The sequence below is a fragment of the Janthinobacterium sp. GW821-FHT03C10 genome (assembly GCF_059420865.1).
Genome location: NZ_JBWKUN010000011.1, coordinates 134,596 through 156,682, shown reverse-complemented (window position 1 = coordinate 156,682; position 22,087 = coordinate 134,596). Strand labels below are relative to the sequence as shown.

The window sequence follows — 22,087 nt, the reverse complement described above, 5'->3', positions numbered from 1 at the left end:
ACCTCAGGCGGCGCCGACGTAGCCCGTGCGCAAGGGCGTGACCCAGTCGGGCCGGCCGTTGGCCAGCGCCAGCCGGGCCGCCTTGTCCCAGTCATATTCCACGGCGTGCAACTGCGCCGTCCAGGCGCCGTCCGCGCCCTGTTCGGCGATGGCATAGCGCGCGTGCGGCGTGCCGTTTTCCATCAGGTGCGGATAGCCGTGGTCGTCGTCGTAGGCTTGCAAGCCCACGCTGCCCGGATTGACGATCAGCCGCCCATCGGCCAGGCGCATCTGGCGCGGCATGTGCGTGTGGCCGCACAGGATCAGGGCCGCGTCGGCCTCACCGGCGCGTTCGGCCACCTCCTGCGGCGTGGCGGCGCGGCTGCCTTGCGGCGTGACGCTGTCGAGAAAATACACGAGGTCGCTTGCCGGTGTGCCATGCACGAGCAGCACGTCCTTGCGCAAGCGCAAAGTAGCGGGCAGCGCCGCGATCCAGTCCAGTTGCTCGGGTAACAGTTGCGCGCGCGCAAAAGCGTCGGACACGCCCATGCGCGCCGGATCGCCGAACAATTGACGCTCGTGGTTGCCGCGGATGGTGGGCAAGCCGAGGCCCATCAGGCGCGCCGCCGTGGCGCGCGGCTGCAGATGGCCCGAGACGATATCGCCCAGATTGACGGTCACGTCCACGTCACGCCGGGCGATGTCGGCCAGCACGGCCTCCAGCGCATCGAGGTTGCCGTGGATATCGGAAATGGCGGCGATTCTCATGTTCCCTCCTGTGCGCACCATTCTGCGCGCGTCAGACGATACAGGCAATGCGTACGCAATGCGTGTCCTGGCAGCAGGGCCGGATGCTCGAAGGTGGCAGCATCGCGGCGCATGCCCAGGCGCGCCATCAGGGCGCTCGAGCGCACGTTGGGCAAGGCCGTGAACGAGACGATCTCCGGCAGTTGCAAACGCCCGAAACCGGCCTGCAGGACGGCGTGCGCCGCTTCCTGCGCGTAACCTTGTCCCCAGTAATCGAACGCCAGGCGCCAGCCGATTTCCACGCATGGCGAACACGGCAATTGCGCGTCGGGACTATGCAGCCCCGTCATGCCGATGAAGGCATTGTTTTCACGCAAGGTTACCGCCCACAAACCCCAGCCCCGCCCGGCGATCAGTCCGCTGCAGCGCCGCGCCATGGCGTCGCTGGCTTCGCGCGACAGGGTGGATGGGAAAAATGCCATCACGCGGGGATCGGCATTCAGCGCCGCGAACGGCGGCAAGTCGCTGTCGCGCCATTGGCGCAGCAGCAGACGCGGTGTCGCCAGCTCGATGATTGCTTGCATCGTTTTCTTCTCCTCTAACCAGGACTTACATACGGTAGGACAAATCCGACGGTAATTTGCGCCGTGCGGCTACGTAATCCAAAAGTAACAATTGCTACCATTTCCTCATTGCACTGTTGCCCAACACATCGCGCCAGTTTTCACTTTATCTTGAGGAGTTGTCCCATGGTTGTTACGTCCGTCCCCGCCCGCCTGTCCCCACTCCGTTTCCAGCATCTCGCCTTGCGCGGGACCATGATGCTGGGCGTGCTGGGCATGGCCACGGCGGCCGCCACGGCGCGGGCCGAGCCGTCGCCCGCCCTGGACCGTGTCAGCATTTCGGTGGGGGCATTTTCCGCCGATCCGCGCATCAATATCGGCGCCGACACCCAGTTTGGCCGCATCGACGCCCCCGAGTCGAAGCAAAGCCACACCACCATCCCGCGCATCAAGGCGGACTTGCTGATCGGCGACCGCCACGGCCTAGCATTCGACTACTACCGCTACGACAAATCCTACACGCCAAGCTTGACGGGCGAAACCATCATCAATGGCCAGCCCGTCACGGGCACGGCGACGGCGAATGCCGATTTAAAGCTGGACCTGGCCAAGCTGGCCTATAAATGGTGGCTGGGCAGCGGCAACGACACCTTCGGCATCGGCCTGGGCGCCGCCTACTACCACGCCAACCTGAACGGCACGGCCACCGGCGTCGTCAATGGCGAAACGGCCACGGCGCGCGATTCCATCGGCGAGCACGCGTTTGCGCCGCTGCTGGAAGTGGGCTGGCGCCACGCCTTCACGCCGGACTTGCGCATGTATGCGGAAGCGTCGGGCATCAAGAAAAATGGCGGGCGCATCAACGGCCACATCTACGGCGGCAATGTCGGCGTGGAATGGTTTCCGTTCAAGAATATCGGTTTCGTGGCCGATTACGGCATCTCGAAAATCAAGCTGCACCGCGACAGCGAACGCGATGCCGACCTGAACATCCGCCTGACGGGACCGTCGGCATATGTCAAAGTGCGCTTTTAAGTGACCGCCGCCGGTTTCAGCAAAGTCAGCTGAAACTGCGGCAAGTCCGGATCGTCGTACGCCTCGACCCTGGCAAACGGCAGGCGCGCAAACGCCTGCCGCCAGAACGCATTCGCATGCGCATCGGCGCGGAACATCGCCACCAGCCACGTCTGCTCGCCATCGAGCAGCACGCGCCGCACCACTTCCAGCGCCAGCCCCCGGCGCCGGTATTTCTGCAAGATGAACAAGTCGCTGAACTCCCGCACCGGCAGCGCGCCCGCCATGCCGGGTTCCGTGACGAAGAAGCCCGCCAGCGCGCCATCGACCTCGATCCAGACGGCCGTATGTCCGGGTGCATGCACGTACTCGGCCAGCCCCGCATCGCACACATCGTAACGGCCGTCGGCCAGCACGTCTTCGCCGCTCCAGGCGGTATTCTCATAGCAGTACAGCTGGAACAGCCGCGCCAGCGCCCCTACTTCGTCCGGCGCAACGGCGCGCAATGTCATGTTCTGTGCGACTGGCATGGTCCCCTCTTTCCGACGCCCGGCGTCGCTGAAAATGGCGAGTGTACCACCACGTCATTCATCCCTCTCTCCCGCATTCCAGCCCCGCATTTCCACCCCTGGTCGCAAAAACATTAATTTTCTTCCAGTTGGCTATATATTATTGTTTTTGAGTAACATCCGCCACCGCGGCTGAAAAACAAGGGGGATCCCCTTCCACAGACCGGCAGACATGTATCTGCCGGCTTTCATACCCAAGCTCTGGAGAGTGCTGCACATGCTATCGATCAAACAGCTGAACAAAACGTATGCCAATGGCGTCAAGGCCATCAACAATGTCAGCCTGGACATTCCCAACGGGATGTTCGGCTTGCTGGGACCGAATGGCGCGGGCAAGTCCTCGCTGATGCGCACCATCGCCACCTTGCAGGATCCCGATAGCGGCAGCATCCACTTCGATGGCGCCGATGTGCTCAAGGACAAGGCCGGCTTGCGCCGCCAGCTCGGCTATTTGCCGCAGGATTTCGGCGTGTATCCGAAGGTCAGCGCGGAAACCCTGCTCAACCACTTTGCCGTGCTCAAAGGCTTGACGGAAAAGGGACCGCGCAAGGAAGCCGTGGAAGCCTTGTTGCAGCAAACCAATCTGTGGGAAGCGCGCAAACGCAACCTGGGCACGTATTCGGGCGGCATGCGCCAGCGCTTCGGCATCGCCCAGGCGCTGCTGGGCGCGCCGCGCCTGGTGATCGTCGACGAGCCGACGGCCGGCCTGGACCCGGACGAGCGCAACCGCTTCCTGAACCTGCTGGCGAAGATCGGCGAGCAGGTGGTGGTGATCCTGTCGACCCACATCGTCGACGACGTGACGGACCTGTGCCCGCGCATGGCGATGATCGTCAAGGGCCAGGTGCTGGTGCAGGGGGAACCGCAGGCGGCCATCGACACCCTGCACGGCAAGGTCTGGCGCCGCAGCGTCAGCATGGACGAGCTGGCGCAGTACCAGCAGTCGCACAATGTACTGTCGACGCGCCTGGTGGGCGGCAAGCCGCAGATCAATGTGTTTGCCGACAGCCAGCCCGACAGCGGCTTCGCGCAGATCGCCGCGGACCTGGAAGACGTGTACTTCCTGCACGTGCGCAACGCCGCCCGCAGCGGCGCCGCCGCGTAAGGGGCCGCCATGTGGAAGGAATTTTTCAAGTTTGACCTCGGCTACCAGCTGAAACAGCCGCTGCTGTGGATATTTACCGTCATCCTGGCCTTGCTGGCCTTTGGCGCCAGCAGCAGCGATTCGATCCAGGTGGGCGGCGCCATCGGCAACATCAACCGCAATGCGCCCACCGTGGTGGCGCAGCTGCTGACGATGTTCAGCCTGCTGTCGATGTTGCTCATCACCATTTTTATCGCCGGTGCCGTGCTGCGCGACAGCGAAGTGGGCATGGCCGACATGCTGTTCGCCACGCCCATGCGCAAATGGGACTACCTGTTCGGCCGCTTCGCCGCCGGCTTCGTCGCCTGCCTGGTGATCTTTGCCGCCATTGCCGTCGCCATCATGCTCGGCCCCCTCATGCCCTGGGTCGACCCGCAGCGCGTGGGCGCGTTCTCGCCGCATGCGTATGCGTGGAGCTTCGCCGTGATGGTGATCCCGAACCTGCTCTTCATCGGCGCCCTGCTGATGCTGCTGGCGGCCACCACGCGCTCGATGCTGCTCGTCTACGTGGGCGTGCTGGGCTTTTTCGTGCTGTGGGGCATGGCCGGCGCCTTTACGCGCGACATCAACAACGAATGGATCGCCGTCCTGCTCGACCCCTTCGGCATGCGCGCCCTGGGCCGCATGACGCGCTACTTCACGTCCGCCGAAGCGAACGCGGGCCTGCCGCCGTTCTCCGGCTTCCTGCTGGCCAACCGCCTGCTGTGGCTGGGTATCACGGTGGTGCTGTTCGCCGCCACCGTGCTCCTGTTCAAGCCGCAGCGCACGGGCACGGGCAAGCGCCTGTTCGGCAAGCACAAGGCCGAGGCCGCCGGGCCGGCCGTGGCGGCGCCGCTGCACCTGCCGCGCAGCGTCCCCACCTTTACGGCCGCGACAGCCTGGCGCCAGTGGTGGCAAATCCTGCGCTTCGACGCCGTCGGCGTGTTCAAGAGCGTGCCCTTCCTCGTCATGCTGCTGTTCGCCGTGATCAACCTGATCACCGGCGCCAATGTCGCCAAGAACATGTATGGCACGGCCGTGTATCCGATGACGCATTTGCTGTTGCAGCACATCAACAACAGCTTCAGCTTCATGCTGATCATCATCGTCACCTTTTACGCAGGTGAACTGATCTTCAAGGAGCGGCAAGCGCGGATCGCCGACGTCAGCGACGCCATGCCCGTGCCCGGCTGGGTACCGCTGCTGGCCAAGTGCACGGCCCTGGTCGGCGTCATCGCCGGCTACCTGCTGGTGGGCGTCATCGCGGCCATCGGTTTTCAGCTCTACAAGGGCGGCGCGCCCGTGGAACTGGGCTTGTACCTGAAAGGCAGCTTGCTCGGTTCCCTCTTCTTCGTGCTGATGGCCTTGTGCGCCCTCACCCTGCAAGTGTTGTCCAACAACAAGTTCATCGGCTACCTGCTGGTGATCCTGCTGATGGTGGCGCAAATGGTGCTGGGCATGCTGCACTTCGAACACAATCTGTACGCCTTCGGCGGCACGCCGGCCATCAAGTATTCGGACATGAACGGCTATGGCCACTTCCTGACTGGCTGGGCCTGGTTTGCGCTGTACTGGAGCCTGTTTACCGTGGCCCTCGTCATGCTGGCGCAAGCATTCTGGGTGCGCGGCCTGGCAGCCGGCTGGCGCGCGCGCCTGCGCCTGGCCCGCCAGCGCCTGCAGGGTGGTGCAGGTATTGCGCTGGCCGTGGTCCTGCTGTGCTGGGCAGGCACGGGCGGCTGGATCTTCTACAACACGAATGTGCTGAACCAGTATGAAACAGCCAACATCGGCATGGACAAGCAGGCCCGCTACGAGAAATTGTACAAGCAATACAAGGACTTGCCGCAGCTGAAGATCACGGATATCCAGGCCGACGTGGATATCTACCCTGAACAACGTAAAGTCTTGATCAAGGGCCACTACGTGCTGCAAAACAAGACGCAGCAGCCGCTCGATACCCTGCGCATCCAGCTTAACCCGGACCTGGAAACACGGTGGTTGAACTTGCCGGCGCACAAGATCGTGCTCGATGACAAGGAACTCGGCTTCAGCATCCTCAAGCTGGCCCAGCCCCTGGCGCCGGGCGCCACCCTGCCGCTGGACTTCACGGTGGCCGTCACGCATGAGGGCTTTACCAACAGCGGCGCGCCGGACCAGGTCAACCTGAACGGCAGCTTCTTCAACAACCAGGCCTTCTTCCCCCACTTCGGCTATGCCAAGGAAATGGAGTTGACGGACCGCAATGAGCGCCGCAAGCGGGGCCTGGGCGAACCGCAGCGCATGGCCAAGCTGGAAGACACTGCAGCGTATGGCAATGCGGTGCTGGGCGGCGATGCCGACTGGGTCCATTTCGACACGACGGTGTCCACCAGCGGCGAGCAGATCGCCCTGGCGCCCGGCTATCTGCAAGACAGCTGGGAAAAGGATGGCCGCCGCTATTACCGCTACAAGATGGACCAGCCGATGCTGCCCTTCTTCGCCTACCTGTCGGCGCGCTGGGAAGTCAAGAAAGACGCGTGGCGCGGCTTGCCGATCGAAATATATTTCGATAAAAAGCATGGCTACAACACGCAGCGCATGGTGACCTCCGTACAAAAGTCGCTCGACTATTACACCACCCAGTTCACGCCCTACCAGCACAAGCAGGTGCGCATCCTGGAATTTCCCGGCTACCAGAGCTTCGCGCAGTCGTTTGCCAATACGATTCCGTATTCGGAAGGCATCGGATTCATCGCCGACCTGCGCGACCAGGATGACATCGACTACGTGTTCTACGTCACGGCGCATGAAATGGCGCACCAGTGGTGGGGCCACCAGGTGATCGGCGCCAACGTGCAGGGCGCCACCATGCTGATGGAGTCCTTGGCGCAGTATTCGGCCCTGATGGTGATGGAAAAGGAATACGGCCGCGACAAGATGCGCCGCTTCCTGCGCTATGAGCTGGACCGCTACCTGAGCGGACGCGGCGGCGAAGCCATCGAGGAGCTGCCGCTGGCACGCGTGGAGGGACAGCAATACATCCACTACAACAAGGGCAGCCTCGTGTTCTACCGCCTGCGCGACGAGATTGGCGAAGAAGCCCTGAACCGTGCCCTGAAGCGCTATCTGCAGGACAAGGGCTACCAGCAGGCGCCGTTCACCACCTCGCGCGAACTGCTGGCGTACATCCGCGCCGAGGCGCCGCAGGACAAGCAGGCGCTGATCACGGACCTGTTCGAGAAAATCGTCTTCTACGACAACCGCGTCACGCAAGCGACGGCCGTGCAGCGCAAGGACGGCCAGTGGGACGTCACCCTGCAGCTGCACCTGGCCAAGCTCGAGTCCGACGGCAAGGGCAAGGAAAGCCCGCGCATCTACGACGAACCGGTGGAGATCGCCATCTTCGCGCGCGCCCCCGGCGCCAAGGAAAAGGATGAACAAGTCCTGTACACCGCCAAGCGCATGCTGTCGGGCAGCGAGCCTGTGCTCACCATCACGGTGAAGGACAAGCCGTTCGAAGTGGGCGTCGATCCCTACAACAAGATGATCGACCGGGTCCCGCGCGATAACCGCAAGGAAGTGAGCATCAAGTAATCCTGGATGCAACGCAAACAGGCCGCGCTGTCACCGACAGCGTGGCCTGTTTTTTATGCCGTCAGTGTTTTAACGGTACACGAGACCAGCCCCGCCATGTCTTCCGGCATCTCGGCACGTCCCAGCGCGATGCCGTCCACGTATTGCTTGTACGTTGCGTCCAGCTCGGCGCCGGTCAGTTCGGCCATGCGCTTGTCGATGTCGAGCCACATGTCGGTGCCGACAACGCCGGGGCAATACGCGTTGACGGTAATGCCGTCGGCCGCATCTTGAAACGTGCGCAGCTAAAAAAAGTACCCAGGTCAAGAAAGCGGGGGGAAACCATCCGCGAACTGGCCATGCTCGCGCTGCCGTACAGGCGCTTGGCAAGCGCTGGCGTAAGATGGGCGGCATCACCATCGCCTGCTTCTTCATCCAGTTTGAAAGGAAATGCCATATGCCGCGTCGTCCACTGTCCCTCCGCGCCAGCCTGCTGCTGGCGGCCCTCGTTTTTACCACGCCCGCCTGGAGCGCCGATCCTGTCCACAAGGAAAACGTCGAATTGACGGCAGGCAAGAACGCGCACAGCGTGAAAGGCAAGATCAAGGGCTACGCCACGGCCGAATACACGGTCACTGGCAAGGCCGGCCAGACCCTCAGCGTCAAGCTGAAAACCAATCAGCCGTCGAATTACTTCAATATCCGCCAGGCCGGCCAGGAGGAAGCCCTGTTCATCGGCTCGACCAGCGGCAACAGTTACCAGGCGAAACTGCCGGCCGATGGCGAGTACACGGTGCAGGTGTATTTGATGCGCAACGCGGCACGCAGGAATGCGGTGGCGAATTACAGCCTGGAGATGCGGCTGCGCGATTGAGTTTCCGGCAGCATGACAGCAAGGGGCGCAAAAGAGTCGAGAGCACGGCCCCAGTCTTATCTGGCCGGATTCGCTGCCTGCTGGCGGGCGGCCACAAGTGACTCAAGCACCAAGCCCGCCATCACTGCCAGGATCGGCATGATGGGTTCACGGTATCGGAATATCACGTAGAACAACATGTGAACGCCGGTGTAGCACGCAAGCGCCAGCCAGAGCAGGGCGACCTGCCGATTTCTTAGCCTTGGAATCAGCACCGTTCCAATCGCACCGGCAATCAGGAGCAAGAACTGTATCGTCCACAAGAGACGAACTAGCTTTTCCGCCGACGACTGATCTCCTTTGCCCTCATGGAAGGGGGGCGTCCAGAAGTAAGCCGCTTTCTTCACTGCCAACGTCAGGAACGCCGCCGGATGGGCCTTCACCCAAGAAATAGCTTCCTGTTTCAAGGTCTCGGAGGCCTGCACTTCCCCCGTTTTCCGAAGGGCATCCCAGGTAGGGCCACGTGGTGTCTCCGAGATGGAAACAAACATGCCTGTCGCAGCCGGGTTGTTCCCCAAATAGAGATTGAAGCCGCCATTGGTGTTCAAGACAGGGGCGCCTATCACTTGCATGTTCCTGAGCAGCCATGGGCCAGATATCAGCAACGCAACTGACAGCGCGAGCATGGCCATGCTTGCCCGCTGAGCCATCGATGCGGGAGACAGCAGCAATGCCCATGCAAGGACCGCCAGCAGTGACAAGGCTGCATTGCCAGTCAACGCCAACAGGGCACCGAGTGCCCCGCAGCCGATTGCCACTGTATTCGAGGGCTGACGTGTCAGTCTCAGGGCACACCACATGACCCCCAGCATCAGGGGAATCATCAGGTTTTCCTTGGCCAGATACATCCCATAGATGCCGTTCGGAAGATATAGCGCCCAGGCGAGTGCGGCGATGAGACGCCCCGACCGGCCTGCACCAGCCTCTTTGGCCACCAGGTAGCACAGCACGATTGCCGCGCCTCCCAGGCACATGTTCACCAGGCGAACCGCCAGGAGGTCGTCGCCAAAAAGAAAAAAGACAGGCGCGAGTATCAACAGGGGATAGCCCACGTTGTACATCGCGCGGTTGCCCATGCTGTCGACGATGCCATTCCCGCCAAGCAAGTTGAGCGCCATGCTCCTGTAGGCAAGTTCATCGCCTTCCGGCACATGCTGGTAGCCCGCAATCACCGCCGCCCTCAGGGCGAGGCCGATGCCTGCGACGATTGCCAGCCACAGCCAATCTCGCTGTTGCTGGGCATCATGCTTGTCATTCATCAACTCCTCCCCACCAAAAACACCCCCGCACAAATCAGCGCCACACCAATCACACGGGGCATGCTTATCTGCTCCCCGAGCAGGTAAGCGATTGGCAGGGTGAGCACGAATCCCAGGCCTGCCAGAGGGTAGGCCTTGCTCACCTCCCATTGCGACAGCACGCCCAGCCAGGCCAGCGCTCCCAGGCCATAGAGGAGAAAGCCTCCCAGGACATATTTGTCCGTGAGGATATTGATGAGGGTCATGAAGGACTTGGGCTCAGCCATCATCGCCTTCACCCCGGCGCCGGACACGCCGCTCTTCAATGAGAACTGCGCCATGACGGATAGCGCGATGCTCAGGATGGCAATGCAGAGCGTTTTCATGGGTAGGTACCCAATACGAGGAAATGCGCCCCAAGCATGATGGCCACCATGGCGCATACGGTCATGCGGCTGCCGTGGTCCTTGAGGGCGTAAATCACCGGATCATCGTGCATTTCACCGCGGGAGGTTTTCACCCACAGGCGCGCAAGCCAGTAAATCAATCCCAGGGCAACCAGCCACAGCATCTGCGGGGTGCCATAGCGCCGCTGCGTTTCCGGCGCACTGATGAACAGCCCGAACACCACCACGGCAGAGAGGGCCGCCCCGCCCCCCAGGGGCCACAACACCGCCAGGTCGGTCACCCGGTAATCCCGTCCACGCGTGGCTGCCTTGCCATTCTCTTCCAGGGTGACCAGCTCCGCACAGCGCTTCACCAGGGCGAGGCTGAGGAACATGAAGACCGAGAAAGCCAACAGCCAGGAACTGGCGGCGGTACCAATGGCAACCGAACCTGCCAGGATGCGCAAGGTATACAGCAGGGATAGCATGAGCACGTCAATCAGCACGTATTCCTTGAGCACCCAGCTATACGCGCTGGTCAGCACGAGGTAAAGCAGGAGCATCAGAAGGAAGGCATTCGACACGAACCAGGCCAGAACGAGGGCCAGGAGCAACGCCGCCGCTGCCACGACCAGGCCCTTCAGAATCGGCAGGCGGGCACTGGCAAAAGGGCGAAGCCGCTTGCGGGGGTGTGCTCTGTCGCTTTCCAGGTCCCACAGGTCGTTGACCATGTAGGTGGCGGAGGCGGCCAAGGAGAAAGCCAGGAAGGCCACGGCCATGGTGATCAACTTGCCCAGGTCGAGGAAGGAGAATGCCGTCAGCAGGGGTACGAACAGCAACAGATTCTTTAGCCACTGGTGGACACGCAGGGCTTTCATCCACACGCCTAGCCCGCAGCTCTCCCCCGGAAACTCGCGTTCGATCGGTACATGCCGTCGGACGGTTTGGACCGTACGCCAGGCAACATCCACCAGCACCGCCGCCTTGGCGGCCTGCCAGATGGGGACATCCGCCTTGCTGTCGCCAGCATAGACAAAGCATGGCCCTACCTGCTCCTGGATGGCTTGCAGCTTGGCCCTGCCCTTGAGATTGTGACCGGCTTGCGTCGCCAGCACCTTGTCGAACAGGCCAAGATGCCTGGCCACGTCGCTGGCAATAGAATGGTGAGCCGCCGTCGCCAGGACAATCATGCGGCCCTTCTGCTTTTCCTCGCGCAGGTAATCCAGCAGGGACGCACGGTAAGGGAGGAGTTCGCCCGAGATGCTGGCATGCGCCGAAATGGCTTCCTTGAAGCCTGCCCGCCCTCTCATGAGCCAGAACGGCAAGCGGAGCAAATTGAGCGGGGATTGCTTCACCACCTTAATGACGGCTTCAACCAGGGTATCGGTTGGCGTCAGCGTGCCATCAAGATCGACAACCAGGGGCGCTTCGGTCGAAATAGCCACCATTTTCTCCCTGTTCTGGTGTGGCATTGCGGACGGGATGCTGAGGGCAGTGATTAAATTATAGGGGGAGTCATGATGGCGCTAACCAACATAGATCAAGGAAGGGAGCGGTTATCTGCTTGAGCTGAACGCCCGTAGCACCTAAAAGTGACCCGAAAAAAAAGACCCGCAACAACAAATAAAAACGCCTCGCAAATCAAGGATTTGCGAGGCGTTATGCAGCAATGAGCCGTAGTGCGTCTTAGAACGGAATATCGTCATCCATGTCCGAGAAGTTCGGCGCCGGCTTCGGTGCCGGGCGTGGTGCCGGGGCTGGTGCCGGACGCGGGGCTGGCGCTTGGCGCGGGGCCGGGGCTTCGTAGCCGCCGCCACCACCGTAGCTGTCATCGCCGCCGGCATCGCCGCCGCCCATGCCGGAACGGCCGCCCAGCATTTGCATCTGTTCCGCAATGATGTCGGTTGCGTACTTCTCGACGCCGTCCTTGTCCGTGTATTTACGGGTTTGCAGACGGCCTTCGACGTAGACGGACGAACCTTTTTTCAGGTATTGGCCGACGATTTCCGCCAGGCGGCCGAAGAACGAGATACGGTGCCACTCTGTCAATTCTTTTTGTTCGCCCGTGTTGCGGTCCTTCGATTTGTACGAAGTGGCCACGGCGATGTTGGCGATCGCGTCGCCGCTAGGCATGTAGCGGATTTCCGGGTCACGGCCCAGATTGCCGACGATGATGACTTTGTTGACTGATGCCATGAATAACTCCTGATGAACCGCAGCGGGAGCCGGAGTCCCGCGCGTGAGATTTTTTACCAAACGACGATTATAAGCGACCACGCGGCGCAAAGCATCCGCTTTCTAACGGACGCCAGCTACCGCGCGGCAACACGTTTTTTTCACGGCAGGTGAAAACAAGAAACTTGAATACTGGTATTATATACAGTGTTTAATCGTCTGCACGCATCTGCATCAAACTTTGCCGGGGCACGTTCTCGGGGTGGCGCAATCCGCCCGTGACTGCCTCAGGCATGCAGAGCAAAACCCGGCTATAGTAACAGGTTGACCCGTTGTGGCTGCCTCATCTGGCAGTTCCCGCAATGCGCCGGCCGCACCACTCACTGAAAGCAAGGCAATCACATGGAACAGATCCGCATTCGCGGCGCTCGCACGCATAACCTCAAGAATATCAATCTCGATTTGCCGCGCAATAAGCTGATCGTGATTACCGGCTTGTCCGGCTCCGGCAAGTCGTCGCTGGCCTTCGACACCCTGTACGCGGAAGGCCAGCGCCGCTACGTCGAGTCGCTGTCGGCCTATGCGCGCCAGTTCCTGCAATTGATGGAAAAACCGGACGTCGACCTGATCGAGGGCCTATCACCCGCCATCTCCATCGAACAGAAGGCAACGTCGCACAACCCGCGCTCGACGGTGGGCACCGTGACGGAAATCCACGATTATCTGCGCCTGCTGTATGCGCGCGTGGGCACGCCCTACTGCCCCGACCACCCGGAAAACGCGCTGGCCGCCCAATCCGTGTCGCAAATGGTCGACGCCGTGCTGGCCATGCCGGAAGACACCAAGCTGATGATACTGGCGCCCGTCGTCGCCAACCGCAAGGGCGAACACGTGGATCTGTTCGAGCAGATGCAGGCACAGGGCTTCGTGCGCTTCCGCGTGCAGAGCGGCACGCATGCGGCCAAGATCTATGAAGTCGATGACCTCCCGAAACTAAAGAAAACGGAAAAACACACGATCGACGTCGTCATCGACCGCGTCAAGGTGAACCAGGACATCAAGCAGCGCCTGGCGGAAAGTTTCGAAACGGCCCTGCGCCTGGCCGACGGCCGCGCCATTGCCTACGAAATGGATACCGCCCAGGAACACGTGTACTCGAACAAGTTCGCCTGCAATGTGTGTGGCTACTCCCTGCAGGAACTGGAACCGCGTCTGTTCTCGTTCAACAACCCGATGGGCGCCTGCCCCGAATGCGACGGCCTGGGACACATTGAATTCTTTGACCCGAAACGCATCGTCGCGTTCCCCAATCTGTCGCTGGCGTCGGGCGCCGTCAAGGGCTGGGACCGCCGCAACCAGTTTTACTTCCAGATGCTGTCGAACCTGGCCGCCTTTTACGAATTCGACCTGGACATGCCGTTCGAGCAGCTGGACCTGAATTCACAGCAAGCTGTGCTGTACGGTTCCGGCAAGCAAGTGATCCCGTTCAGCTATGTCAACGAACGGGGCCGCACCGTCATCAAGGAACACACGTTTGAAGGCGTGGTCAACAATCTGCAGCGCCGCTACCGCGAAACGGATTCGATGGCCGTCAAGGAAGAACTGGCCAAGTTCATCAATGAGAAATGCTGTCCCTCATGCGATGGCGCGCGCCTGCGCGTGGAAGCGCGCTTCGTCAAGGTCGGCACCGGCAAGCAGCAGCGCGCCATCTATGAAGTGGCGGGCAAACCGCTGCGCGAGACGCTGGAATTCTTTGAAAAGCTGAAGTTGACGGGTGCTAAGAAAGAGATCGCCGACCGCGTGGTCAAGGAAATTATTTCGCGCCTGAAATTCCTCAATAATGTGGGCCTCGATTACCTGTCGCTGGACCGCAGCGCCGATACGCTGTCCGGCGGCGAAGCACAACGCATTCGCCTCGCGTCGCAAATCGGCTCCGGTTTGACAGGTGTCATGTATGTGCTCGATGAGCCGTCGATCGGCTTGCACCAGCGCGATAATGACCGCCTGATCGAAACCTTGAAACACTTGCGCGACATCGGCAACAGCGTGCTGGTGGTGGAGCATGACGAAGACGCGATACGCACGGCCGACTACATCGTCGACATGGGCATCGGCGCGGGCGTGCACGGCGGCGAGATCATCGCCGAAGGTACCTTGTCCGACATTCTCAAGAACAAGAAGTCGCTGACGGCGCAGTACCTGAACGGCAAGCTGAAGATCGCCGTACCGGCCAAGCGCCACGCCAGCAATCCGGAAAAGCAGCTGGTCATTACTGGCGCGACGGGCAACAACCTCAAAAAGGTCTCGCTGAGCTTGCCGGTGGGCCTGATGACGTGCGTGACGGGCGTGTCCGGCTCGGGCAAGTCATCGCTGGTCAACGATACCCTGTATCCGGCCCTGTCGCGCCATCTGTACGGTTCGCAGACGGAGCCGGCGCCGCACGAGTCGATCAGCGGCCTGGAGCACTTCGACAAGGTCATTTCCGTCGACCAGGCGCCGATCGGCCGCACGCCGCGCTCGAATCCCGCCACATATACCGGCTTGTTTACGCCGATCCGCGATTTGTTCTCCACCGTGCCGACGGCCAAGGAACGCGGCTACAGCGCGGGCCGCTTCTCGTTCAACGTGAAGGGCGGACGCTGCGAAGCGTGCCAGGGCGATGGCGTGATCAAGGTCGAGATGCACTTCCTGCCCGACGTCTACGTGCCGTGCGACGTGTGCCATGGCAAGCGCTACAACCGCGAAACGCTGGAAGTGCACTACAAGGGCAAGAACATCACGGAAGTGCTGGGCATGACGGTGGAAGAGGCGCATGAATTCTTCAAACCCGTCCCCTTGATCGCGCGCAAGCTGCAAACCCTGCTCGACGTGGGCCTCGGCTACATCAAGCTGGGCCAGAGCGCCACCACCCTGTCCGGCGGCGAGGCGCAGCGCGTGAAACTGTCGCTGGAACTGTCCAAGCGCGACACGGGCCGCACCCTGTACATCCTCGATGAACCGACGACGGGCTTGCATTTCCACGACATCGACTTGCTGCTGAAAGTCATCCACCGCCTGCGCGACCAGGGCAACACCCTCGTCATCATCGAGCACAACCTGGACGTCATCAAGACGGCCGACTGGATCGTCGACCTGGGCCCCGAAGGGGGCGCCGGCGGCGGCCAGATCATCGCCACGGGCACGCCGGAAGACGTGGCATTGAACCCGGCCAGCGTGACGGGCAAGTACCTGGGGCCGCTGCTGAAGCAATAAGCGGCGTCTCCCTCTCAATCCCCCGGCCAATGGTCTTGTCCGGGGGATTTTTCTATGGGAAACTATCTTGCTCGGCAATCAAGCCGCTTCGTCAAGAGAGACCATGCAAACCAGACCATCGCGATTCAGCTGGACCCGCTGCATAGCACTGGCGTGCTTGCTGCTGCCGGGCAGTGTACTGGCCTGTTCCTGCATGGGAGATGAGCCAGGAAAATTCCTGCATGCAACACCTGCGACCAGCGCAGGCCCCGCGACCATCAGCCTGCCGGCCAATGCGCGCGGTGTCCTGTTTCTGCCTGAAACTTATCCGGATTACGTGCTCAGGGATGAAGGAAGGTATAGCATTGTCAGGCAACCAATCGCCCTGTCCACAAAGAATTTTCGTATTCAGGAGCATGGTTTGGGTCGAAAACTGACACCGGTCGTGGTACGGCTACGCGTGGAAAAGCAAATGGGGCAACAACTGCAAGGCTATTATCTGGCGAGCCCGGAAATGCAGCAATGCACCGGCCAGAAAAACGCCTTCCCTGCCGATATGCCGCAGCTTGAAAGCCGTGGATTCGGACTGGAGCGAACCGAAGCAACAACAAACTGGCGACAAGATCAAGCGCTTCGCCATGCAGCAGGGCTTGCGCGACATCAGCGAAGAAGTCGATGCAGCCTACGGTTTGTATCGGATCGAGGCCCGCGAGGGCTTCAAGCCTGGTAAACAATATGATATTGAATACCACGATGGCGCACGGCGCCTGAAACTTGCATTGCGCATGGAATCCCTACCGTTGAGTCTGAACCAGCCCGCCCCGTTTGCGATCCATCCACAGGGGCCACCGGGACGTGAAATCCTGCCCGTGGCGAGCAACGACGGCAGCTGCGGCAGGCGGATCAAGGTAGCTACCCAGCCGTTGCGCCTGGCACTGCCGCCGTCCTACGAGCGGCATGCCTCATTGCTGCTATATTTCATGCAGCAAAAATTACAGCCGGCAGATCAACAACACATGGCGGCGGCAGCACAATTTACTCCATTTCATTATTGGCCGGCGCTGTGCACCAGTATTGCCTACGGTGGCAGCTTTCATGGCGAAGGACGCGAACTGGCAATCGGTGATTGCCAGTCGCCCGCGCCACGCCAGGTGAAAGCGTATGCCGGCGTGCTGGAAGTGGAAGACCGCCTGCATGAAACGACGCTACTGCCGCTATCCTTTCCGGCAGCAAAACCTGGCCAATGCCCGAAAATGAACGATGACGCCAACCTGCGCTATTTCGTGCCGGCCATGTCTCGCTGAACCGACAAGCCACAATAAAAAACGGCGCGGATTGCTCATGCAATCCGCGCCGTTTCTCTTTTTGCTAGCACGCCAGTCATTGCCGGCGTGTCACTTATAGCACGCCAGTCTATGCCGGCGTGTTTCTCCCCCCACTACAACTCTCAACACCTGACAAGCTATTGCGCGGCGCGCTACGCTTGTCAGGCGCCGTCGTACGTTAACTTATTTACGCACTCAGCCGCTTTTCCAGCGCAGCCTTGTGATCTGCCAATTCTTGCGGCAGATGATACGCGAGTTTTTCAAACAACTGCGTATGCAATTTCAATTCTTCCACCCACGCGGCCTTGTCGATCGAGGTGATGGTGTCGAACTGCTCCTGCGTGAATGGCAAGCCATCCCAGTTCAGGTCGCCATACTGCGGCGTCGTGCCGAACAGGTTTTCCACGCCGCCCGCCTTGCCTTCGATGCGCTCCAGCATCCATTTCAGCACGCGCATGTTGTCGCCGAAGCCAGGCCAGACGAACTTGCCCGCCTCGTCCGTGCGGAACCAGTTGACGCAGTAGATCTTCGGCAGGGCAGCCGGGTTGACCTTGCCCACCTTGACGCCCATGTCCAGCCAGTGCTGGAAGTAATCGCTCATGTTATAGCCGATAAACGGCAACATGGCAAATGGATCGCGGCGCACGACGCCCATCTGGCCCACGGCCGCGGCCGTCGTTTCCGAGCCCATGGTGGCGGCCATGTAGACGCCTTCGACCCAGTTGCGCGCTTCGGTGACGAGCGGCACGGTGGTCGAGCGGCGGCCGCCGAAGATGAAGGCCGAGATCGGCACACCGGCCGGATCGTCCCAGGCCGCATCGATGACGGGGTTTTGCGTTGCAGCAACAGTGAAGCGCGCATTCGGATGCGCCGCCTTGGTGCCGGACGCTGGCGTCCAGTCCTTGCCCTGCCAGTCGATCAGGTGGGCAGGTGCTTCCTTGGTCAAGCCTTCCCACCAGACGTCGCCGTCGTCCGTCAGCGCCACGTTGGTGAAAATCGTGTTGTCGCGCATGGACGCCATGCAGTTGTAATTGGTTTTTTCGTTGGTGCCCGGTGCCACGCCAAAATAGCCGGCTTCCGGGTTGATGGCGTACAAACGGCCATCGGCGCCCGGCTTGATCCAGGCGATATCGTCGCCGATGGTGGTTACTTTCCAACCGTTAAAACTTGCCGGCGGGATCAGCATGGCGAAGTTGGTCTTGCCGCAAGCGGACGGGAACGCTGCCGCGACGTAATGCTTCTTGCCTTCCGGCGATTCCACGCCGAGGATCAGCATGTGTTCGGCCAGCCAGCCCGGGTTGTTGTCGGACGCTTGCGCTTCCTGGTAGCCCATGTTCGAGGCGATGCGCAGGGCGAAGCATTTCTTGCCCAGCAAGGCGTTGCCGCCGTAGCCGGAACCGAAGGACCAGATTTCGCGCGTTTCCGGGAAATGCACGATGTACTTGGTGCTGTTGCACGGCCATTTCACGTCTTGCTGGCCGGCGGCCAGCGGCGCGCCCACGCTGTGCACGCACGGCACGAATTCGCCATCGGTGCCCAGCACGTCGTACACGGCACGGCCCATGCGGGTCATGATCTTCATGTTGACGGCGACATACGGCGAATCGGACAGTTCCACGCCGATGTGGGCGATCGGCGAGCCGAGCGGCCCCATCGAGAAGGGCACCACGTACATGGTGCGGCCGCGCATGCAGCCGTCGAACAGGCCGTTCAGGGTGTGGCGCATCTCGCCCGGATCGGTCCAGTTGTTCGTCGGGCCGGCCGCTTCTTTCGTTGCCGAGCAGATATACGTGCGGTCTTCGACGCGCGCCACGTCGCTCGGGTCGGAGCAGGCCAGGTAGGAATTCGGGCGCTTGTCGGCATTCAGTTTTTTCATGGTGCCGCTGGCAACCATCTCGGCGCACAGGCGCTCGTACTCTTCCTGCGAGCCATCGCACCAGTAGATGCGGTCCGGCTTGGTCAGCGCGGCAATGTCGGCCACCCAGTTGATCAGTTTCTGTTGTTTAATATAAGCTGGGACGTTGAGTGCGGCGACGCCACCCATGACGGGCTGATTCATATTACCTCCAATACCAATAAAAGAAATTCTGGTCATTCCGGCAAGACAGGCAGCATCGTTGAGAGTTGGCTGCGGCTCACTGCGGGCGGGGTGCTCACGCGGGCAGGGCTCTGGAGTCGTTTACCTGGATCATGCACCCAGGCTGCAGGAACAGTTTGCGCTATAACTATAATCAGGAAGCTTTAAAAGTGCCGGCGATTGTACACCCGCGTAACGGCTATTCTCGCAAAAATGTAGGAGAATAGCTTGACTAATGTAGTAGGCTATTCAGCATTTCCCGTATCCTGTTATTTCCCTACCAAATCTTCACTAAAATCGGCCATCCACCATGAAAATTGCCATACTCGATGATTACCAGGATGCCGTGCGCGGCCTCGATTGTTTCCAATTGCTCGATGGCCACGAGGTCAAAGTGTTCAGCAATACGGCGCGGGGACTGGGCCAGCTGGCCATCCGCCTGGCGCCGTTCGACGCGCTGGTGCTGATCCGCGAACGCAGCAGTTTCAACCGGGCCTTGCTGTCGAAACTGCCGAACCTGAAACTGATATCGCAAACGGGCAAGGTCAGCGGACACGTCGACGTGGCGGCCGCCACGGAACTGGGCATCGCCATCGCGGAAGGCATCGGCTCGCCCACGGCGCCGGCCGAACTGACGTGGGCGCTGATCATGGCGGCGCAACGCAAGATCGTGCCGTACGCGCAACATTTACAGGAAGGGCTGTGGCAAACGTCGTCAATCGAGCCGGCGCGCAACACGCTCGGTACGGTATTGAAAGGGCGCACCCTGGCGATCTGGGGCTACGGCAAGATCGGGCAATTGATCGCCGGCTATGGCCGCGCCTTTGGCATGACCATCCTCGTGTGGGGCAGCGAAGCGAGCCGTGCGGCGGCCGTGGCGGCCGGCGACACGGCGGCACCATCGCGCGAGGCCTTCTTTGAACAGGCCGACGTGCTGAGCCTGCACCTGCGCCTGTCCGACAAGACACGCGGCCTGGTCACAGCCGAGGACCTGGCGCGCATGAAACCAAACTCGCTTTTCGTCAACACCAGCCGCGCCGAACTAGTGGCCGAGGGCGCGCTGGAAGCGGCGCTTCAGATGGGACGTCCGGGCGCCGCCGCGCTGGACGTGTTTACGGATGAACCCTTGCCACCCGGCTCGCCATTGCTGCTGCTGCCGAACGTGCTGGCCACGCCACACCTGGGCTACGTCGAGCGGGACAGCTATGAACTGTATTTCCGCTACGCCTTGCAAAACATTGTCGATTTCATGCAGGGTCAATGCACGCGCCTGCTCAATCCGGAAGTACTGGCGCACGCGCGGCAAGTCCCTCAGGAGCGCTGAAAGCCCTTGAGGAGGTCGGGTTCTCCAGTGATGCGGATGGCGGGCGCCGGCAGCACGTGCCGGCCGCGCCACAGGCCGGCCCAGCCGGGCGGCCAGGCGATCTGCGGTCCCGCATACGGCGCCACGCCGGCGCGCACGGCCACTACCGGCACGGGCGGCATGTCTGGCAAGGGCTCGCCTGCCGTGCGCTGCATGTCCAGGCTGTACATGTAATTCGGCAATAAAGCATCGCAGACGCGGCCAAACCAGTCGCTATGGTCGTCGTCGCGCCCCAGCGCCTGCGCCAGGCCTTGCGGATCGAAACGGGCCAGGGCATCGATCAGCTCGCCAGTGGTGGCGCCGGGCGTGTCGCCCCAGCCCATCACCGGGTTGACGTTGTAATCGGCGCCCGAGCCATACCAGCCTTCGCGCCACGGCCGCTGCATCCAGTCGCGCGGCCCCGTGAACAGATGCCAGCGCCAGTGCAGGCCGGACGGCTTGGGCCAGGAATACAGATACAGTTTCTGGTAACCGGCCTGGTGCAGCTCGCGCACCATGGCCATCAGGCGCGCGTGCGGCATGCGGTCCGGCGGCGCGCGGCGAAACAGGATCGCTTCGCCATCGGCGAACTGCACGTCGTCGGTCGACAGGTTCAGGTCCAGGGTCCGCGCTTCGCTGCCGAAACGGGCGGCGATCCAGCCCGTCAGCAGATTGACGGACGTGATCACCCCGTAGCCGCGGTGGCGGTGAAAAATAACGGTACCGGGAGCGAGCGCTTTCATACGGAGTCGGGGTGGCAGGCAAACAAAGAAACCAGTGTACTCACAGATGGCTGAATTTTCCAGGTGCGATGCGCACCGGCCCGCCATTCACGCAAGGGACACAATCCACGCTATCATGCGCGTCATTCTCCACTGACATCGTGACCACATCATGACTTTGCGCATACTCGCCACCGGCGGCACTTTCGACAAACACTACAACGAATTGAACGGTACCCTGGGCTTTTCCGACAGTCATTTGCCGGCAGCGATTGCCCGTGCGCGCATGACGGCACCCGTGGCGCTGGAGCAACTGCCACTGCTCGACTCGCTCGACATGCAGGATGCGGACCGCCAGCGCGTGCTGGCCTCGTGCCGCGCGGCGCAGGAAAAAGCCATCGTCATCATCCACGGCACCGACACCATGCGCGAAACGGCGCAAGTGCTGGGCGCGGCGAACCTGCAGCAAACGGTGATTCTCACGGGCGCCATGATTCCCTACGAAATCGACAATTCCGATGCCCTGTTCAACCTGGGCTTTGCCTGCGGCGTGGCGCAAACCTTGCCGGCCGGCGTGTACGTGGCCATGAACGGCCAGATCTTCGCTTGGGACAATGTGCAAAAGAACCGCGCCGCCGGCGTGTTCCAGCCCTTGTAAGCGATGGCAAAGCACAGGGGCACAAACAGGCCGGCAACGGCCTGACCGACACTCTGTCACAATTCGCCCCGCCCGCTTTCAGCGGGCTTTTTTACGTTTTTTGACCTTTCAGAAATTCTGCATAGCAACACTTTTCCTCGAATTATTGTAGGTAAAACATCGAATTGCCAATACAATAATTTTATGTTGTAAAAAAACGCCATTCAACATTTTTTAAAACACTGATATATTGAAATATAAAACTGCAATTTAACAAATAAATAAAATATTCTTCAGTATCTATAATTTATTGCCAAATCCGACACGGTTGACATGCATTTTTCCTTGCTGAGAAGACATAATGTTTGCCTCGACAAGTCAAAAGTGCATTTATAACAATATTGCGCTAAGTAGTCTTCCACCTCCCACCGACGTGGTTCCGCCTACCGTACACGCCTCCGCTGGCCCTCTATCCGATGGCCTGAGCGGTGCTC

General features: G+C 60.9%; 18 protein-coding genes. 8 read left to right on the top strand and 10 right to left on the bottom strand.

Annotated elements, in window-relative coordinates; translation table 11 throughout:
- Positions 1-3: 3 nt before the first annotated feature.
- Together AC07VH_RS27865 and AC07VH_RS27860 are read right to left on the bottom strand one after the other, a co-directional pair.
- Complete coding sequence (locus AC07VH_RS27865) at positions 4-747, bottom strand: metallophosphoesterase family protein (protein ID WP_475417697.1); 744 nt, start codon at positions 745-747, stop codon at positions 4-6.
- A complete protein-coding gene (locus tag AC07VH_RS27860; RefSeq protein ID WP_494788929.1) occupies positions 744-1,310 on the bottom strand; it encodes a GNAT family N-acetyltransferase in 567 nt (188 codons plus the stop codon). Before AC07VH_RS27860 ends, AC07VH_RS27865 begins: the two co-directional genes overlap by 4 nt.
- A 165-nt stretch (positions 1,311-1,475) precedes the next feature.
- Here AC07VH_RS27860 and AC07VH_RS27855 point away from each other — a divergent pair, with 165 nt between their 5' ends.
- Positions 1,476-2,324, top strand: a complete 849-nt coding sequence (locus AC07VH_RS27855; RefSeq protein WP_475417699.1) for a porin family protein — start codon at positions 1,476-1,478, stop codon at positions 2,322-2,324.
- Here AC07VH_RS27855 and AC07VH_RS27850 read toward each other — a convergent pair.
- Positions 2,321-2,833: a GNAT family N-acetyltransferase gene (locus AC07VH_RS27850; protein WP_475417700.1), complete on the bottom strand. Its 513-nt coding sequence runs from the start codon at positions 2,831-2,833 to the stop codon at positions 2,321-2,323. The genes AC07VH_RS27855 and AC07VH_RS27850 overlap by 4 nt on opposite strands.
- A gap of 256 nt (positions 2,834-3,089) precedes the next feature.
- On the opposite strand from AC07VH_RS27850, the gene AC07VH_RS27845 reads away from it, so the two are divergent.
- Together AC07VH_RS27845 and AC07VH_RS27840 are read left to right on the top strand one after the other, a co-directional pair.
- Complete coding sequence (locus AC07VH_RS27845; RefSeq protein ID WP_475417701.1) at positions 3,090-3,977, top strand: ABC transporter ATP-binding protein; 888 nt, start codon at positions 3,090-3,092, stop codon at positions 3,975-3,977.
- Between the two features lie 9 nt (positions 3,978-3,986).
- Positions 3,987-7,568, top strand: a complete 3,582-nt coding sequence (locus AC07VH_RS27840; RefSeq protein WP_494788928.1) for an ABC transporter permease/M1 family aminopeptidase — start codon at positions 3,987-3,989, stop codon at positions 7,566-7,568.
- Positions 7,569-7,621: 53 nt separating this feature from the next.
- On the opposite strand, the gene AC07VH_RS27835 is transcribed toward AC07VH_RS27840, so the two are convergent.
- Positions 7,622-7,780, bottom strand: a complete 159-nt coding sequence (locus AC07VH_RS27835; protein WP_475417703.1) for a hypothetical protein — start codon at positions 7,778-7,780, stop codon at positions 7,622-7,624.
- A gap of 224 nt (positions 7,781-8,004) precedes the next feature.
- Here AC07VH_RS27835 and AC07VH_RS27830 point away from each other — a divergent pair, with 224 nt between their 5' ends.
- Positions 8,005-8,421: a hypothetical protein gene (locus tag AC07VH_RS27830; protein WP_489629457.1), complete on the top strand. Its 417-nt coding sequence runs from the start codon at positions 8,005-8,007 to the stop codon at positions 8,419-8,421.
- A 56-nt stretch (positions 8,422-8,477) separates the two neighbouring features.
- Here the strand turns inward: AC07VH_RS27830 and AC07VH_RS27825 are convergent, their stop codons facing one another.
- The 4 genes from AC07VH_RS27825 to ssb all read right to left on the bottom strand — a co-directional run bounded on the left by AC07VH_RS27825 (position 8,478) and on the right by ssb (position 12,280).
- Positions 8,478-9,719, bottom strand: a complete 1,242-nt coding sequence (locus AC07VH_RS27825) for an ArnT family glycosyltransferase (protein WP_494788927.1) — start codon at positions 9,717-9,719, stop codon at positions 8,478-8,480.
- Positions 9,719-10,084, bottom strand: coding sequence for a DMT family transporter (locus AC07VH_RS27820; RefSeq protein WP_475417706.1), 366 nt, complete (start codon positions 10,082-10,084; stop codon positions 9,719-9,721). The genes AC07VH_RS27825 and AC07VH_RS27820 overlap by 1 nt, the downstream gene beginning before the upstream one ends.
- Positions 10,081-11,532, bottom strand: coding sequence for a UbiA family prenyltransferase (locus AC07VH_RS27815; RefSeq protein ID WP_494788926.1), 1,452 nt, complete (start codon positions 11,530-11,532; stop codon positions 10,081-10,083). The genes AC07VH_RS27820 and AC07VH_RS27815 overlap by 4 nt, the downstream gene beginning before the upstream one ends.
- A 238-nt stretch (positions 11,533-11,770) precedes the next feature.
- On the bottom strand, positions 11,771-12,280 hold the full coding sequence (gene ssb / locus AC07VH_RS27810; RefSeq protein WP_076569341.1) for a single-stranded DNA-binding protein: 510 nt from the start codon (positions 12,278-12,280) through the stop codon (positions 11,771-11,773).
- 381 nt (positions 12,281-12,661) lie between these two features.
- Here ssb and uvrA point away from each other — a divergent pair, with 381 nt between their 5' ends.
- Both uvrA and AC07VH_RS27800 read left to right on the top strand, forming a co-directional pair.
- A complete protein-coding gene (gene uvrA, locus AC07VH_RS27805; protein WP_494788925.1) occupies positions 12,662-15,511 on the top strand; it encodes an excinuclease ABC subunit UvrA in 2,850 nt (949 codons plus the stop codon).
- Between the two features lie 554 nt (positions 15,512-16,065).
- Positions 16,066-16,794 (top strand): hypothetical protein, encoded by a 729-nt coding sequence (locus tag AC07VH_RS27800; protein ID WP_494788924.1) that lies wholly within the window; start codon positions 16,066-16,068, stop codon positions 16,792-16,794.
- A gap of 208 nt (positions 16,795-17,002) precedes the next feature.
- On the opposite strand, the gene AC07VH_RS27795 is transcribed toward AC07VH_RS27800, so the two are convergent.
- On the bottom strand, positions 17,003-18,874 hold the full coding sequence (locus AC07VH_RS27795) for a phosphoenolpyruvate carboxykinase (GTP) (protein ID WP_494788923.1): 1,872 nt from the start codon (positions 18,872-18,874) through the stop codon (positions 17,003-17,005).
- Positions 18,875-19,202: 328 nt separating this feature from the next.
- Here AC07VH_RS27795 and AC07VH_RS27790 point away from each other — a divergent pair, with 328 nt between their 5' ends.
- Positions 19,203-20,216, top strand: coding sequence for a D-2-hydroxyacid dehydrogenase family protein (locus AC07VH_RS27790; protein ID WP_475416662.1), 1,014 nt, complete (start codon positions 19,203-19,205; stop codon positions 20,214-20,216).
- Here AC07VH_RS27790 and AC07VH_RS27785 read toward each other — a convergent pair.
- Positions 20,204-20,977: an L-asparaginase gene (locus tag AC07VH_RS27785; protein ID WP_475416663.1), complete on the bottom strand. Its 774-nt coding sequence runs from the start codon at positions 20,975-20,977 to the stop codon at positions 20,204-20,206. The genes AC07VH_RS27790 and AC07VH_RS27785 overlap by 13 nt on opposite strands.
- Before the next feature lie 151 nt (positions 20,978-21,128).
- Between AC07VH_RS27785 and AC07VH_RS27780 the strand changes: the two genes are divergently transcribed.
- Positions 21,129-21,614 carry an asparaginase domain-containing protein gene (locus AC07VH_RS27780; protein WP_034781194.1) on the top strand — a complete coding sequence of 162 codons (486 nt, stop codon included), beginning with the start codon at positions 21,129-21,131 and terminating at the stop codon, positions 21,612-21,614.
- Positions 21,615-22,087: the final 473 nt, after the last annotated feature.

Excerpts from the sequence above, each read along its gene's own strand:
- AC07VH_RS27860 (WP_494788929.1), bottom strand. The coding sequence starts at position 1,310 with ATGCAAGCAATCATCGAGCTGGCGACACCGCGTCTGCTGCTGCGCCAA.
- AC07VH_RS27830 (WP_489629457.1), top strand. The coding sequence starts at position 8,005 with ATGCCGCGTCGTCCACTGTCCCTCCGCGCCAGCCTGCTGCTGGCGGCC.
- AC07VH_RS27865 (WP_475417697.1), bottom strand. The coding sequence starts at position 747 with ATGAGAATCGCCGCCATTTCCGATATCCACGGCAACCTCGATGCGCTG.
- AC07VH_RS27850 (WP_475417700.1), bottom strand. The coding sequence starts at position 2,833 with ATGCCAGTCGCACAGAACATGACATTGCGCGCCGTTGCGCCGGACGAA.
- AC07VH_RS27785 (WP_475416663.1), bottom strand. The coding sequence starts at position 20,977 with ATGAAAGCGCTCGCTCCCGGTACCGTTATTTTTCACCGCCACCGCGGC.
- AC07VH_RS27855 (WP_475417699.1), top strand. The coding sequence starts at position 1,476 with ATGGTTGTTACGTCCGTCCCCGCCCGCCTGTCCCCACTCCGTTTCCAG.
- ssb (WP_076569341.1), bottom strand. The coding sequence starts at position 12,280 with ATGGCATCAGTCAACAAAGTCATCATCGTCGGCAATCTGGGCCGTGAC.
- uvrA (WP_494788925.1), top strand. The coding sequence starts at position 12,662 with ATGGAACAGATCCGCATTCGCGGCGCTCGCACGCATAACCTCAAGAAT.
- AC07VH_RS27840 (WP_494788928.1), top strand. The coding sequence starts at position 3,987 with ATGTGGAAGGAATTTTTCAAGTTTGACCTCGGCTACCAGCTGAAACAG.
- AC07VH_RS27790 (WP_475416662.1), top strand. The coding sequence starts at position 19,203 with ATGAAAATTGCCATACTCGATGATTACCAGGATGCCGTGCGCGGCCTC.
- AC07VH_RS27845 (WP_475417701.1), top strand. The coding sequence starts at position 3,090 with ATGCTATCGATCAAACAGCTGAACAAAACGTATGCCAATGGCGTCAAG.
- AC07VH_RS27795 (WP_494788923.1), bottom strand. The coding sequence starts at position 18,874 with ATGAATCAGCCCGTCATGGGTGGCGTCGCCGCACTCAACGTCCCAGCT.
- AC07VH_RS27815 (WP_494788926.1), bottom strand. The coding sequence starts at position 11,532 with ATGGTGGCTATTTCGACCGAAGCGCCCCTGGTTGTCGATCTTGATGGC.
- AC07VH_RS27835 (WP_475417703.1), bottom strand. The coding sequence starts at position 7,780 with ATGTGGCTCGACATCGACAAGCGCATGGCCGAACTGACCGGCGCCGAG.
- AC07VH_RS27780 (WP_034781194.1), top strand. The coding sequence starts at position 21,129 with ATGACTTTGCGCATACTCGCCACCGGCGGCACTTTCGACAAACACTAC.
- AC07VH_RS27825 (WP_494788927.1), bottom strand. The coding sequence starts at position 9,719 with ATGAATGACAAGCATGATGCCCAGCAACAGCGAGATTGGCTGTGGCTG.
- AC07VH_RS27820 (WP_475417706.1), bottom strand. The coding sequence starts at position 10,084 with ATGAAAACGCTCTGCATTGCCATCCTGAGCATCGCGCTATCCGTCATG.